The organism is Stenotrophomonas sp. 112478_Sma (assembly GCF_056479905.1).
This window is the reverse complement of sequence record NZ_CM151072.1, coordinates 4,132,637-4,146,694: the sequence shown is the minus strand read 5'-3', so window position 1 is coordinate 4,146,694 and position 14,058 is coordinate 4,132,637. Positions and strand designations below refer to the sequence as shown.

Here is a 14,058-nt window from a genome sequence, read left to right as displayed (position 1 = left end):
GACATGCACGCCTACGTCTATAAAAGCCAACTCAAGCCGGACACCTTCGTCTACGTTCCCCGACGCGATGACTTCAGCGCGCTGCCTGCGCCGCTGGTGGCGTCGCTGGGCACGCTCACCTTCGTCCTGGACGTGGCCCTGGAGCCGCAGCGCCGCCTCGCCCAGGCCGATCCGGCCAAGGTGCGCAGCGAAATGAGCGAACGCGGGTTCTACCTGCAGGTGCCGCCGTCGGTGACCAGCATGATGCCGCGCCACAATGACTGAGCTTTCCCGTCCGCGCGCCCTGTCGATCGCCTTCGTCCTGGGTGCCCTGCTGGCGCTGGGTGCCGCCGTCGGCGGCCTGCCGGGGGCGGTGCTTGCTGCGCTGGCGCAGCCGGCGTATGCCCTGGGCATTTCGTGGTGGCGGCGCAGCCGTGCGGTACTGCCGCCGAAGTTGATCGCGCAGCAGGACCTGCCGGCCCTGCTGGCGCTGTGGACCGCCGCGCCGGTACTGCTGGCCCTGCTGCTGGCCTGGCCGCTGGCGGCACTGCGCGACAGCGGCAGCCTCGCGGCGGTGCTCGGGCTGAGCGTGCTGGTCAGTGCCGGTTTGCTGGCGGCCTGGCGTACGTGGCCGCTGTGGAATGATGTCGAGCGGCTGGATGGCAGCCTGGTGCAGCACTGGCAGGCGTTGGCCGGCCGTGACCTCACCGCCTGGCGTGGCCTTGTCGTGGCCGCGCTGGTGATCGCGCTGGCCGCACTGGTGGTGTTGCCGGCATGGCCAGGGCTGCTGCCGGAAAGCGCGCGCTGGCCCGCCACGTTGACCGTGCTGCTGGGGTCGCCGTTGCTGCATCTGCTGCTGCAGCGGGTCGCACCGGCGCCACTGGTGTCGCTGCGCGTGAACCCGGGCCCGCTGGCCGATGCCGGTGCGGCGCACGCGCCGCTGTTCCCCGCTGCCAGCGAGACCACGCCGCTGGAGGCGATGGCCCCGCAGGAACTGACGCCTGCGCTGCATGAAGCGGCGCGCCACGGTCGCATCGACCGGGCGCTGCAGCTGCTGCAGGCCGGCGCGGACCCGCACGCGTTGCCGGACCCGAACTGGCGTGATCAGCGCAGCCTGGCGGTGCTGGCGGCGGTGTTGCCGGACCTGCGCCTGCTGCGTGAACTGATTGCCCGCGGGGTCGATGTGAACGCGCCGCACCGGGGCATGACGCCGCTGCTGGCCGCCACCCGCGACAGCTGGCATGGTCGCCCCGAAGCCGTGATGACCCTGCTGGCCAATGGCGCCGATTCTCGCGCTACCGACAGCGAGGGCAACACGCCGTTGCACCACGCGGCTCGAAGCTCCGACCCCGGCGTTGCCGCGCTGCTGCGCGATGCCGCGGCCGAAGTGGATGCACTCAACCACGAGGGCTGGTCCCCGCTGGCCGTGGCCTGCCAGGTAGGCAACTGGCGCCTGGCCCGCTTCCTGCTCGAACGCGGTGCCCGCACCGAGCCGGCGGACGGCACGCCGGTCCTGCTCGCCGCAGCCGCCACCGAAGACGATGATCCGGCCGGCGTGCAGCTGCTGCTCAAGCACAAGGCGCGTGCGGATGCGCGCGACCGCCAGCGTCGCAGCGCACTGCACGAAGCGGCCCTGGCCGGCCACGTTGAAATCATCGGCGTGCTGCTCGCTGCCGGTGCAAACCTGGAAGCACGCGACGCGCTCGGTCGCACGCCGTGGCTGGAGGCCGCGCGTGCCGGTCGCGCCGCCGTCATCGAACACCTCCTGCCGCACAAGCCTGACCTGGTGGCTGTCGATGGCGAGGGCCGCAACGCGGTGCAGCTGGCGGCCATGGCCGATACGGTTTCGCCCTTGCTGGTCAAGCGCCTGGTCGAACTGGGCATCACCGCCGATGCGGCCGATCCGGTCGGTCGGCGTGCGGTCGACTACGCGGCCGAAGCCGGTCGCTGGGCCATCGTCGCGCTGCTTGATCCGTCCTATCCGCTGCCTGCGGCGGTCAGCGATGGCCTGGCCGAGCGCGGTGAGGCCGCCAGCGCCAGTGGCCTGCTGCCTGATCGACCGCCGCTGACCCTGCTGCGCGAAGCACTGGGCTTCGGCAACACCGATGGCATGGCCGCCCTGGCCAGGCTGTGCCAGCCGCAGGAGCTGGGCAGCCTGCTGCTGGATCCGGAGCTGGCGCTGGAGCCGCGTGCCGTGGATTGGCTGCTGGCCCATGGTGCCGACCCCTATGTGCGTGATGCCTGCGCCGACACGCCGATGTTCGCGCTGCTGTCGCGCGGCGTCGATGCGGTGCCGGCGCTGCAGGTCATGCTGCAGCATGGCCTGTCGCCGGCTGGCCGCGGCGGCCTGGCCCGTTTCCTGGCCGCCTGCGCGCAGCACGATCAGGCGGCCCGCGGACTGGAACAGCTGGCGCTGGAACTGCTGGAGCGGGGTGCTGATCCGTTCGCCGCATCGCCGGCAGGCGATCCGCCGCTGTCGTTGGCGGTGCGCCTGGGCTGGCTGCGCCTGCAGCAGGCCCTGCTCAAGACTGGTGTCGACCGTGAGGCGCGCGACAGCCATGGCATGACCGCCCTGCACCTGGCGACCGCGCTGGCCCGGGAAGGTGCGCTGAAGCTGCTGGTACAGCACGGCGCCTCGCCGGAGGCACGCGCCGCCGATGGCCAGACCCCCCTGGGTGTGGCGCTGTCGAGTGGTCGTCGTGATCTGGCCGACTGGCTGGACTGGCGGGTGTGGCCACTGCCACGCCGTACCCTGCGCGATGCCGACCTGCCCTCTGCGGCGATGGCCGGCGATGTCGATGCGGTGCGTCGCCTGATCGATCTGGGGTTCGCCGTTGATGCCGTGGATGCGCAGGGCTGCACGGCGCTGCTGCGTGCCGCCGGCGGCGGCCATCTGGCGGTGACCGACCTGCTGCTGGCACGGGGCGCCGATCCGCAGCACGCAGCGGCCAGCGGCGCAACGCCGTTGTCGGCCGCGGTCAGCATGCGCCAGGTCGAGATCGTGTCGGCCCTGCTCGATGCCGGTGCCAAGCTCGAACACCGGCTGCCGGGGGGAGTGACCGTGCTGATGCTGGCCTCCGCGCTGGGCCTGCCGGACATCGTCGCGCGCCTGCTGACCGCAGGTGCCGATGTACACGCCGGAGACGCGCAGCAACTGGGCCCGCTGCACTGCGCGGCCCTGTACGGCTTCAGCGCACGTGACCGCCCGCGGTTGCTGGCGTTGCTGGACACGCTGCTGCTGGCCGGTGCCGAACCGGACCAGGCCGCCGCCGGTTCGGTCACACCGCTGCTGCTGCTGCTGGGAGCGCGCGCCGAGCCGGGTACGGCCTGCGACGAGCAGGTGGTGATGGCCGCGGTGGAGCGTCTGCTGGAAGAGGATGTCAGCCTGGACGTGCGCGATCCGCGTGGTTTCGGCCCGCTGCACCTGGCGGCGCTGCACGGCCTGCCGCTGCTGGTACAGCGCCTGCTGCGTGCCGGCGCCGACCCAGACGTGCGGGACAGCCTGAACCGCAGTCCGCGCGAGATCGCCGTGATGCGTGGCTTCATCGACGTTGCCGGCGAGTTCGAGCCGCGCGTACCGGGCGTGTCCTCGATGGCCCGGTTCCTGCGCGACAACGGCTGAGAATCGGGGGTCAGAACCCTTTCCGTTGGAAAGGGCTCTGACCCCGATCATGCGGAATGCCGACGATGCTCGGCAGCCCTTTCGCCGTCAGCGCTGCGTGTCGCCGTCGCTTTCCGCGTCGGCCTCGAACAGATGCATCAGGTCGTTGCGGGCATCGCGCGAGGTCTGGATCACGGCCGCCTCGTCGTCGTACACCAGGTACTGGTCGCGCAGCAGCTGTTCGTCGTGTTCGCGGAAGCGCTGCACATGGCGTTGGGCAACATCGGGTGCCACCCCCAGCGCGGTCAGCACGCGACCGCTCATTTCCAGGCTGGTAGCGAACACTTCGCGGAACGGTTCGGCCGACATGTCCATCAGTCGCCATGCATGCTGGCGGTTGCGCGCACGTGCCAGCACCTTCGCCTCCGGATACAGGCGCCGCACCATCCGTACCGCACGCAGATTGGTCTCCGGGTCGTCCACGGTGATCACGAACACATCGATATGTTCACCACCGGCGGCGCGCAGCATCTCCGGGCGCGTCGGATCGCCATAGTAGAGCTGGTTGCCGAAGCGACGCAGGTCGGCCACCGTGTCCGGGTTCGCTTCCAGTGCGACGAACGGCACCTTCTGTGCGGTCAGCAGGCGCGCGATCACCTGGCCGACGCGGCCCATGCCGGCAATCAGGACTTTCGGCCGGTTGTCCGGCGCGACCTTGTCGGCGTCGGCCGCGGCGCGCGGGGCTACCTTCTCCTGCCCGAGCAGCCGCATCAGGGCGATCATCAGCAGCGGCGTGATCGCCATCGACAGGCCGACAATGGCCACCAGCCGGTCGTGGTTGGCGTTGCCCAGCAGATGCGCGCGCTGCGCCTCGTTGAAGACCACGAAGGCGAACTCGCCGCCCAGCCACAGCACGCTGCCCAGCAGCAGCGATTGCCGCGAACCCAGCCGGGCGATGCGGCCGATGGCATACAGCAGACTGAACTTGACCACCAGCAGGATGGCCACACCGGCGGCGATCAGCCACGGCTCGGCGGCGATGCGGTCGAGATCGATGCCCATGCCGACGGCGATGAAGAACAGGCCCAGCAGCAGGCCCTTGAACGGCTCGATCTGCGCTTCCAGCTCGTGCCGGAACTCGGAATCGGACAGCAGCACGCCGGCCAGGAACGCACCCAGGCTGGGGCTCAGGCCGGCCTCCTGCATGAACCACGCCGTGCCCAGCACGACCAGCAGGGCGGTGGCGGTGAATACCTCCGGGCTGCGGGTACGGGCGATGACACCGAACAGCCGGCGCAGGACCGGCCGCCCGCACAGGATCACCACGGCCAGCGCGCCCAGCGCCACTGCGGCATCCTCCCAACGCAGCGTCTGGTTCTTGACGCCGCCCAGCAGCGGGATGGCCGCCAGCAGCGGGATCGCGATCAGGTCCTGGAACAGCAGGATGGCAAAGCCGAGCCGGCCGTGGTCGCTGTTGATCGCCTTGTGCTCGGACAGCAGCTGCAGGCCCACGGCCGTGGAGGACAGCGCCAGCGCCACGCCCACCACCAGCGCGCTCTTCCACTGGAAGTGATCCAGCAGCAGCAGGCCGCCCAGTACCAGGCCGGACAGCGCCACCTGCGCGGCACCGGCGCCGAACACCGAGCGCCGCATCACCTTCAGGCGGGCCGGCGACAGTTCCAGCCCGATCACGAACAGCAGCATCACCACGCCGATCTCGGCCGCACCGAGGATGCGGTCGGCGTCCTGCACGAAGCCCAGCCCATCCGGCCCCAGCACCACCCCCGCGGCCAGGTAGCCCAGTACCGCGCCGAAGCCGAAGCGCTTGAACACCGGCACCGCGATGACGGCCGCCAGCAGCAGGACCAGGGCCAGTTCCAGACCGCCGCTATGCATGGGAATACCTGGTCATCGCAGAGGCCTGCCGTACGTGGGTGCGGGGAGGAGAGGGGCGGCGGACGCCGCTGCGACATTATGCGCGCCGCATCGTGCACGCGCGGCAATGGCCGCTGCGGGTTGACCTGCGCGGCCGGCAGGTCCAGACTGCCCGCCGCTGGCGGCCTGCCGCTGGCACACGCATCCCGGAGTTCCCAACCCATGTCCAGCGACAGTAGAAGTCGACCTCGTTCGACGCCAGCGATGGCCACCGCCTGACATCGGGACGGTTCGCCTGCGTTGGCGTTGCGCGAGGTCGCACCCCACAAGGCAAACCGATGAACCAGAAGCAATTGCTGCGTCCAGTGGCCGATGCCGCTGCATTGGCGGCACCGCTGGCGGACTACAACACCGCCGACGCGGTGGAGTTCCTCAACACGCTGGAGCTGCAGCGCGCTGCCGACACGCTGGCGGCGCTGCCGCTGCCGCGTGCAGTGAAGATGCTGGAAGCCCCCGAACTGCATCGCAGCGGCGAGCTGGTGGCCGCGCTGCCGCCGGCGCGGGCCGCTGCGCTGCTCGGGCTGATGGCCGACGACCGCGCCACCGACATCGTTCACGAACTGGATGAGGACGAGCGCGCGCGGCTGATCCCGTTGCTGGGCGCCGATGCCCGCCAGGCCATCCAGACGCTGCTCGGCTACCCGCCTAACACGGCCGGTGCGCTGATGACCACCGAGTACGTCGCCGTGCCGGCCAGCTGGACGGTGGCGCAGACGCTGCAGCACATCCGCCAGGTCGAGCGCACGCGCGAGACGGTGTACGCGATCTACGTCCTGGACCCGGCCAGCCAGCGTCTGCAGCAGGTGGTGACCATGCGCCGCCTGATCACCGGCCTGCCCGAGGAGTCGATCCTCGAGGTGGCCCAGGTCAATCCGCCAGTAACCGTGGACGCGTTGATGGACCAGGAAGAGGTGGCGCGGCTGATCCGTCGCCACGACCTGCTGGCCATTCCGGTGGTCGATGCCAGCCAGCGGATGCTGGGCATCGTCACCGTGGACGACGTGCTTGATGCGCTGATCGAGGAATCCACCGAAGACGCGCACAAGTTCGGCGGCATGGAAGCGCTGGACAAGCCGTACATGCAGATCGGCTTCCTGGAGATGCTGCGCAAGCGCGCCGGCTGGCTGAGCGTGCTGTTCCTGGGCGAGATGCTGACGGCCAGCGCCATGCAGCACTACGAGGACGAACTGGCACGCGCGGTGGTGCTGACGTTGTTCATCCCGTTGATCATGAGTTCCGGCGGCAACTCCGGCTCGCAGGCCACCTCGCTGCTGATCCGCAGCCTGGCGCTGCGCGAGCTGCGCCTGCGCGACTGGTGGAAGGTGGCCCTGCGCGAGATTCCGACCGGCATGGTGCTGGGTGCCATTCTCGGTGCCCTGGCGATCGTCCGCATCGTCATCTGGCAGCTGGGTGGCCTGCACGACTACGGCGAGCACTGGGTGCTGCTGGCGATCACGATCGGTGCGGCGCTGGTGGGCATCGTCACCTTCGGGTCATTGTCGGGTTCGATGCTGCCGTTCGTGCTCAAGCGGCTGGGATTCGACCCGGCCAGCGCATCCGCCCCGTTCGTGGCCACGCTGGTCGACGTGACCGGGCTGGTGATCTATTTCAGCATCGCCGCGATGATCCTGCGCGGCACGCTGCTGTAGGGCCCTGTCGCCCCGCATGCGGCGGGGCGCCGCATCCCCCGCCTGCTTTGTTGCGCTGGATCATGCGCCTGTTGCGCGGGTGCGTGTACCGTAGGCGCATGAGTACCTACCACCTGCAGTCAGTGTTCCGCCCGCAGTCGGTCGCAGTGATCGGCGGCAGTCCGCGCGAGCGCTCGGCCGGCCGCGCGGTGATGCGCAACCTGCGCGGTACGGGCTTCCCCGGCAAGGTGGCGTGGATCAACCCGCGCCACGCCGAAATCGATGGCATCCGCACGGTGAAGCGGCTGAAGGATCTGGACTGGGTGCCGGATCTCGTGGTGATCACCGCGCCGGCCGCCATCGTGCCGCAGGTGGTGCGTACCGCGGCCGAGCGGGGTGTGCAGGCGGCGATCATCCTCACCGCGCACCTGGGGGATGGCCCGGGTTCACTGTCGGCGCAGGTGGAGGCCGTGGCCCGCCGGCACGGTCTGCGCATCCTGGGCCCGCATTGCCTGGGTGTGATCGCGCCGCATGCACGGCTCAACGCCAGCATCGCCGCACACTTCCCGCAGGCTGGCGATCTTGCGTTGATCTCCGAGTCCTCGGCGATTGCCGCGGCGCTGGTGGAATGGGGCGTGGCGCGCTCGGTGGGTTTCTCCGCCGTGGTCTCGCTGGGCGATACGCTGGACGTCGACTTCGGCGATCTGCTGGACTATTTCGCCACCGATTACCGCACGCGCGCCATCCTGCTCTACGTCGAACAGATCAAGGACGCGCGCAAATTCATGTCGGCGGCGCGTGCGGCCGCGCGCGCCAAGCCCGTGGTGGTGGTGAAGTCCGGCCGCAGCGAGCGCGTGCAGCCTGGCAGCCGCGATACCCATGTGCAGGCGCTTGCACGAGCCGACGATGTCTACGGCGCCGCGTTCAACCGCGCCGGCCTGCTGCGCGTGGGTGCCCTGGACGAGCTGTTCACCGCCGCAGAGACCCTGGGCCGGCTGGGTACCTTCCCGGGCCGTCGGCTGGCCATCCTCAGCAATGGGGGCGGCGTCGGCCGGCTGGCCGTGGACCAGCTGGCCGCGCTGCGCGGAACCCTGGCGAACCTGTCCGACAGCACGGTCGAAAAGCTCGATGCGGTGCTGCCGCAGGGCTGGTCGCGCAGCAATCCGGTGGATATCGTGGTGGATGCCGATGGCGAGCGCTATGCCGCGGCCATCGAGGCCCTGCTGGCCGACAACGAGAACGATGCGGTGATGGTGGTCAACGTACCGACGGCGTTCACCTCGTCGGCCGACGCCGCGCAGGCGCTGACCCGCACCCTCGGCCTGCGCCCGCGCCACCATCGCGACAAGCCGGTGTTCGCCGTGTGGCTGGGCAACGATGACCAGGCCACCGCCACGCTCAATGCGGCGCGCGTGCCGACCTATCCCACCGAAGCCGAAGCGGTACGTGGCTTCCAGCATCTGGTGCGCTATCGGGAAGCGCAGAACGCACTGATGGAAACCCCGCCGAGCCTCCCGCAGGACTTCAGCGTGGATGCGGCCGCGGCGCGCACGCTGGTCGAGGCCGCGCTGGCCAACGGCCAGCAGTGGCTGGACCCGCTGGCCACGCACGAGCTGCTGAAGGCCTATGGCATTCCCTCCGCGCCGGTGATGCATGCGCGCGACGCGCACGAGGCCATGGATCTGGCGCAGCCGCTGCTGGAGCGGGGTGCGACCGTCGCCTTGAAGATCCTGTCACCGGACATCCCGCACAAGTCCGAAGTGGACGGCGTGCGCCTGAACCTGTCGACGCTGCCGGCGGTGCAGGCTGCGGCCAAGGCGATCCTGTCGCGTGCACGCCAGCTGCGCCCGGATGCACGCATCGACGGTCTGCTGGTGCAGCCGACCATCGTCCGCCCGAAAGCGCGTGAACTGATCGTGGGCATCGCCGATGACGCGACCTTCGGCCCGGTGATCGTGGTCGGTCGCGGCGGCACGGCGGTGGAGGTGATCAACGACAAGGCACTGGCCTTGCCGCCGCTGGATCTGCGCCTGGCCCACGAGCTGATCGGGCGTACCCGTGCGTCGCGGATCCTCAAGGCCTATGGCGATGTTCCCGCTGCCGATGAGCGCGCACTGGCCCTGGCGCTGGTGAAACTGGCGCAGCTGGCCGCCGACATTCCGGAAGTGCGCACGCTGGATATCAATCCGCTGCTGGTCGATGGCAAGGGCATTCTCGCTCTAGATGCACGCGTCGCCATCGCGCCTTCGCGCATCCTGCACAAGGGTCGCGGCCATCCGCGCTTCTCGGTGTTCCCGTATCCGAAGGAGTGGGAGCGCACCATCGAGCTGTCCGATGGCGGTCACGCCTTCGTGCGCCCGGTGCGCCCCGAGGACGACGCGCTGTTCCGCGCGTTCTTTGCCCGGGTCAGCGACGAGGATCTGCGCCTGCGCTTCTTCCAGTCGGTGAAGCACTTCAGCCACGAGTTCATCGCCCGTCTGACCCAGCTCGACTATGCGCGCTCGATCGCGCTGGTGGCCATCGAACCGCGCAGCGGCGAGATGCTCGGCGCCGTGCGCCTGCACGCGGATGCGGATTATCACCGCGGCGAGTACGGCATCCTGATCCGCTCCGACCTGAAGGGCCATGGCATCGGCTGGCGACTGATGGCGATCATGATCGAGTATGCGAAGTGGCTGGGGCTGCACGTGGTCGAGGGACAGGTGCTGCGCGAGAACAGCACCATGCTGGCGATGTGCCAGAGCCTGGGCTTCAAGACCCGGCTGGACCCGGACGACCCGACGGTGATGGTGGTGACCCTGCCGGTGCAGCAGGTGGACGTTCCCGAGGTACCGCCGGTGGCGTGAGCGTCACCTCATCGGCGGCGTCGTAACGCCGAAGTGATCGTGGCATACCGTCCGTGCGGTTGCGACAATGCGGGCCATGACTGACCGCATCCCCTTGCTGCTGCTCCCCGGCCTGCTCAACGATGCCGAGCTGTGGCGCGCGCAGCTGGCCGACCTGGCCGATATCGCCGAGTGCAGCGTGGGCGACCAGACCCGCGGCGCGACCCTGCAGGCGGTGGCCGAGGATGTGCTGGCGCAGGCACCTGCGCGCTTCGCGCTGGCCGGGTTCTCGCTGGGAGGCTTCGTTGCCCAGCAGATCCTGCGCGTCGCACCGGAGCGGGTGCTGCGGCTGGCGCTGATCGACACCTCGATCCACGCCGATTCGCCGGAGCGCGCCGAGCAGCGTCGCAGCCAGCGCGCCAGCGTGCGCCTGCCCGGGAAGTTCCATGGATTCGGTGACGCCCTGATGCGCAGCTACATCGATGCCTCGCGGCTGGACGACTATGTACTGGTGCAGCGCGTGCGCGACATGACGGCGCGTCTTGGCGCGGAGGTGTTCCTGCGACAGAGCGCGCTGGAACGTCGTGACGGCCACGATGTGCTGGCCGGATATCGCGATCCGCTGCTGATCGTGTGCGGTGCCAACGACCGCATCACGCCATTGGCGGTGAGCGAGGAGATGCACGCGCTGGTACCGCACTCGCAGCTGGTGGTGGTGCCCGACTGCGGGCACCTGGCGCCGATGGAGAAGCCGGATGAGGTCAGTGCGGCGATGCGCGGGTGGCTGCTGCAGGACTGAAGAGCCCGCCGGGCATGGCCCGGCGCTACCTGTGGCGATCCGGTAGCGCCGGAGCGCGCCCGGCGGCCCCATCGCCATCGTCCGGTAGCGCCGGGCCGTGCCCGGCGGCTTCGGCTCAGTCCCAGGCCGGCGCGATGCCTTCCGGATTGGCCAGCCGATGCCCGCGGTCGAGCCTGGCAATCTGTGCCATGTCCTCCTCGGTCAAACGGATGGCCGCCGCTTCCAGATTGGAGGCCAGGTTCTCGCGCCGGGTCGAGGACGGAATCACCGCAAAGCCCTGCTGCAGTGCCCATGCCAGTGCGATCTGTGCCGGCGTGGCCTGGTGGCGGCCGGCGATGGCCTGGATCACCGGGTCCTTGATGACTTCGCCATAGGCCAGGCTCATGTAGGCGGTGACAGGGATGCCGTTTTCCTGCAGGAACTTCACCAGCAGGCGATTCTGCAGGTAGGGATGGATCTCGACCTGATTGGTGGCGATGACGTCGGCGCCGAGGATGCCGATTGCCTTGCGCGTCTGCGCGATGGTGAAGTTGGAGATGCCGATCTCCCTGGTGAGGCCCTGCGCCCTGGCTTCGGCCAGCGCCGGCAGGTACTCCTCCATCGGCACGTCGACCTTGTCGTTCGGTGAGGGCCAGTGGATCAGCGCCAGGTCGACATGGTCGGTGCGCAGCTTCTTCAGGCTGTCGTGCAGGCTGGCCAGCAGCGCATCGCGCTTGAACTCGGTGATCCAGACCTTGGTGGTCAGGTAGATCTCGTCACGCGGCACGCCGGATTCGGCGATGGCCTGGCCGACCTCGGCCTCGTTGTCGTAGATCTGCGCGGTATCGATGGCGCGGTAACCGACGTCCAGTGCGTTGCGTACCGAGTCGATCACAGTCTGGCCTTTCAGGCGGAAGGTGCCGAGACCGAAAGCGGGGACAGTCATGGGGGAACTCCAGCTAATGGGGGGAAGGGCGCGGTAGATCCGCACAAGGGTAGGGCAGGGCCTGCATGCATGCCGGCAACGGTGCATTGCGCAGGCGTGGAGATGCGTCGGTAGTGAGCGGCGTCGTATCAGTGTGCGGTGATCGCGGTGCCCTCGGCGCGGTCGTCGATGCCGTCCCGACGGTCCAGGCGGCCGCTGAGCACGGTCAATGCATAGGCACCCACCACCACCAGCGCGCCCAGCCACGGCGTATGCATCAGGCCGACGTTCTCCACCACCAGGCCGCCCAGCGATGCGCCCAGGGCGATGCCGATGTTGAATGCAGCGATGTTCAGTCCGGATGCCACGTCGGTGGCCTGCGGCGCATAGCGCTGCGCCTGCTTGACCACATAGACCTGCAGTCCGGGCACGTTGCCGAAGGCCACCGCACCCAGGGCCAGCACCGTCAGCAACATCAACACCGTGTTGTAGGCGGTGAAGGTGAGCGCCAACAGGACCATGGCCAGCAGGGCGAAGATGCGCCTGAGCGCCGGAACCGGACCCATGCGGTCGGCCATGCGGCCGCCCCACAGATTGCCGATCGCCACCGACACGCCATACACCAGCAGTACCAGGCTGACCGCGTTGGCCGAGAAGCCGGTGACGTCCTGCAGGATGGGCGCCAGGTAGGTGAAGGCCAGGAACGTGCCGCCGTAGCCCAGTGCCGTCATCGCGTAGACCAGCAGCAGGCGCGGCTGGGCCAGCACGGCCAGCTGCTGGCGGAAGCGGGCGGGCGCGCTCTGCGGCACAGTGCGCGGCACGAACAGCGCCGCGCCGACCAGGGCGATCACGCCCAGGCCGGCCACGGCCAGGAAGGTCGCGCGCCAGCCCAGGTGCTGGCCGATGAAGGTGCCCAGCGGCACGCCGGTCACCAGTGCGACGGTCAGCCCGGTGAACATGATCGCGATCGCGCTGGCGGCCTTTTCTTTCGGCACCACCGCCGTGGCGATGATCGAGCCGATCGAGAAGAACACGCCATGGGCGAGGCCGGTCAGGATGCGGGCGACAATCAGCGAGGCGTAGCCCGGTGCCATCCAGGCGATGACGTTGCCCAGCGTGAACAGCGCCATCAGTGCCACCAGCAGGGTCTTGCGCGGCACGCGGCCGGTCAGCGCGGTCAGCACCGGCGCGCCGATGGCTACGCCCAGGGCGTACAGCGAGACCAGCAGGCCGGCCGAAGGCAGGCTGACCTGCAGGTCGGCGGCGATGGTCGGAATCAGGCCGACGATGACGAATTCGGTGGTGCCGATGGCGAAGGCGCCCAGGGTCAGCGCCAGCAGGGCGAGAGGAATGCCGCGGATCATGGCGGGCTCCGGAGGAAGGAAGGCGCGCAGTGTGCGCGGCCCACCTTTGCCGAAAAACCGATCTTCACGCCAATCACTCTTGCCTGGTGGTCAATAATGGCGCCATGAAGACCACCCTCGATGAAATGCAGGCCTTTCTGGCCGTGATCGACAGCGGTTCGATCAGTGCCGCCGCCGAGCAGCTGGGTCAGACCCCTTCCGGGGTGAGCCGGGCGCTGGGGCGGCTGGAGGACAAGCTGGGCACCACCCTGCTGACCCGTACCACGCGCCGGCTGCACCTGACCGCCGAAGGCGAGGCCTACCTGCGCCATGCACGGGCGATCATCGACGCGGTGGAGTCGGCAGAAGAGCAGATGGCGGCGCGCCGCGAGCGCCCGGCTGGACGCCTGCGGGTGGATGCGGCCATGCCGTTCGTGCTGCACGTGATCGTCCCCCTGGTGGCGGACTACCGCGCGCGATACCCGGAGGTGCAGCTGGAGTTGAACAGTTCCGAACGCTACATCGACCTGCTGGAACGACGCACCGACGTGGCCATCCGCATCGGCCCACTGGCCGACTCAACGCTGCACGCGCGCTCGCTGGGCCGCTGCCGGCTGCAGCTGCTGGCCAGCCCGGGCTACCTGGCCGAGCACGGTGAACCGGCCAGCGTGGCGGCGCTGGGTCAGCACACGCTGCTGGGATTCAATGAACCCGAATCGCTGAACCGCTGGCCCGTGCCGGGCGACGCCGACGGCCAGCTGCTGGTACGGCCGGACATCGCCGTATCCAGCGGCGAGACCCTGCGCCGGTTGGCGGTGGAAGGGGTGGGCATCACCTGCCTGTCGGACTTCGTCACCGAACGCGACCGTGCTGCCGGCACGCTGGTGCCGGTACTGGCTGCACAGACGCTGGATGTCTACCAGCCGATCCACGCCGTGTACTACCGCAACACGGCGGTCTCGGCGCGAATCAGCTCGTTCCTGGACCATCTCGGTGACGCGATGGTGCAGTCGGATTACCTGCGCTAGGCATGCCACGCTCGCC

At 69.3% G+C, this 14,058-nt stretch carries 9 protein-coding genes; 6 read left to right on the top strand and 3 right to left on the bottom strand.

Going from position 1 to position 14,058, the window contains the following annotated elements; genetic code table 11:
* Positions 1–3 precede the first annotated feature (3 nt).
* A complete protein-coding gene (locus ACZK08_RS18860) occupies positions 4–264 on the top strand; it encodes a YcgL domain-containing protein (protein ID WP_053518100.1) in 261 nt (86 codons plus the stop codon).
* Positions 257–3,601 (top strand): ankyrin repeat domain-containing protein, encoded by a 3,345-nt coding sequence (locus ACZK08_RS18855; RefSeq protein WP_478452352.1) that lies wholly within the window; start codon positions 257–259, stop codon positions 3,599–3,601. The genes ACZK08_RS18860 and ACZK08_RS18855 overlap by 8 nt, the downstream gene beginning before the upstream one ends.
* Positions 3,602–3,688: 87 nt before the next feature.
* Here ACZK08_RS18855 and ACZK08_RS18850 read toward each other — a convergent pair whose 3' ends face one another.
* Positions 3,689–5,476, bottom strand: a complete 1,788-nt coding sequence (locus ACZK08_RS18850) for a monovalent cation:proton antiporter-2 (CPA2) family protein (RefSeq protein ID WP_065181433.1) — start codon at positions 5,474–5,476, stop codon at positions 3,689–3,691.
* Between the two features lie 317 nt (positions 5,477–5,793).
* Here ACZK08_RS18850 and mgtE point away from each other — a divergent pair, with 317 nt between their 5' ends.
* The 3 genes from mgtE (at position 5,794) to ACZK08_RS18835 (ending at position 10,767) form a co-directional block, all read left to right on the top strand.
* The gene (gene mgtE / locus ACZK08_RS18845; protein ID WP_053518107.1) at positions 5,794–7,164 is read left to right on the top strand and encodes a magnesium transporter; all 1,371 of its coding nucleotides are present in this window, start codon (positions 5,794–5,796) and stop codon (positions 7,162–7,164) included.
* Between the two features lie 98 nt (positions 7,165–7,262).
* The gene (locus ACZK08_RS18840) at positions 7,263–9,989 is read left to right on the top strand and encodes a bifunctional acetate--CoA ligase family protein/GNAT family N-acetyltransferase (protein ID WP_053518109.1); all 2,727 of its coding nucleotides are present in this window, start codon (positions 7,263–7,265) and stop codon (positions 9,987–9,989) included.
* A 76-nt stretch (positions 9,990–10,065) separates the two neighbouring features.
* Positions 10,066–10,767, top strand: coding sequence for an alpha/beta fold hydrolase (locus tag ACZK08_RS18835; protein ID WP_053518111.1), 702 nt, complete (start codon positions 10,066–10,068; stop codon positions 10,765–10,767).
* Between the two features lie 115 nt (positions 10,768–10,882).
* Here the strand turns inward: ACZK08_RS18835 and dkgB are convergent, their stop codons facing one another.
* Positions 10,883–11,692 (bottom strand): 2,5-didehydrogluconate reductase DkgB, encoded by an 810-nt coding sequence (gene dkgB, locus ACZK08_RS18830; protein ID WP_065181434.1) that lies wholly within the window; start codon positions 11,690–11,692, stop codon positions 10,883–10,885.
* 128 nt (positions 11,693–11,820) lie between these two features.
* On the bottom strand, positions 11,821–13,035 hold the full coding sequence (locus ACZK08_RS18825) for an MFS transporter (protein ID WP_053518114.1): 1,215 nt from the start codon (positions 13,033–13,035) through the stop codon (positions 11,821–11,823).
* A gap of 104 nt (positions 13,036–13,139) precedes the next feature.
* On the opposite strand from ACZK08_RS18825, the gene ACZK08_RS18820 reads away from it, so the two are divergent.
* Entirely contained in the window at positions 13,140–14,042 is a 903-nt protein-coding gene (locus ACZK08_RS18820) for a LysR family transcriptional regulator (RefSeq protein ID WP_065181435.1), read from the top strand.
* Positions 14,043–14,058 lie beyond the last annotated feature (16 nt).

Bases quoted from the DNA above. Each gene is read 5' to 3' on its own strand.
- ACZK08_RS18855 (WP_478452352.1), top strand. From the start codon at position 257: ATGACTGAGCTTTCCCGTCCGCGCGCCCTGTCGATCGCCTTCGTCCTG.
- ACZK08_RS18850 (WP_065181433.1), bottom strand. From the start codon at position 5,476: ATGCATAGCGGCGGTCTGGAACTGGCCCTGGTCCTGCTGCTGGCGGCC.
- ACZK08_RS18835 (WP_053518111.1), top strand. From the start codon at position 10,066: ATGACTGACCGCATCCCCTTGCTGCTGCTCCCCGGCCTGCTCAACGAT.
- mgtE (WP_053518107.1), top strand. From the start codon at position 5,794: ATGAACCAGAAGCAATTGCTGCGTCCAGTGGCCGATGCCGCTGCATTG.
- dkgB (WP_065181434.1), bottom strand. From the start codon at position 11,692: ATGACTGTCCCCGCTTTCGGTCTCGGCACCTTCCGCCTGAAAGGCCAG.
- ACZK08_RS18840 (WP_053518109.1), top strand. From the start codon at position 7,263: ATGAGTACCTACCACCTGCAGTCAGTGTTCCGCCCGCAGTCGGTCGCA.
- ACZK08_RS18820 (WP_065181435.1), top strand. From the start codon at position 13,140: ATGAAGACCACCCTCGATGAAATGCAGGCCTTTCTGGCCGTGATCGAC.
- ACZK08_RS18825 (WP_053518114.1), bottom strand. From the start codon at position 13,035: ATGATCCGCGGCATTCCTCTCGCCCTGCTGGCGCTGACCCTGGGCGCC.
- ACZK08_RS18860 (WP_053518100.1), top strand. From the start codon at position 4: ATGCACGCCTACGTCTATAAAAGCCAACTCAAGCCGGACACCTTCGTC.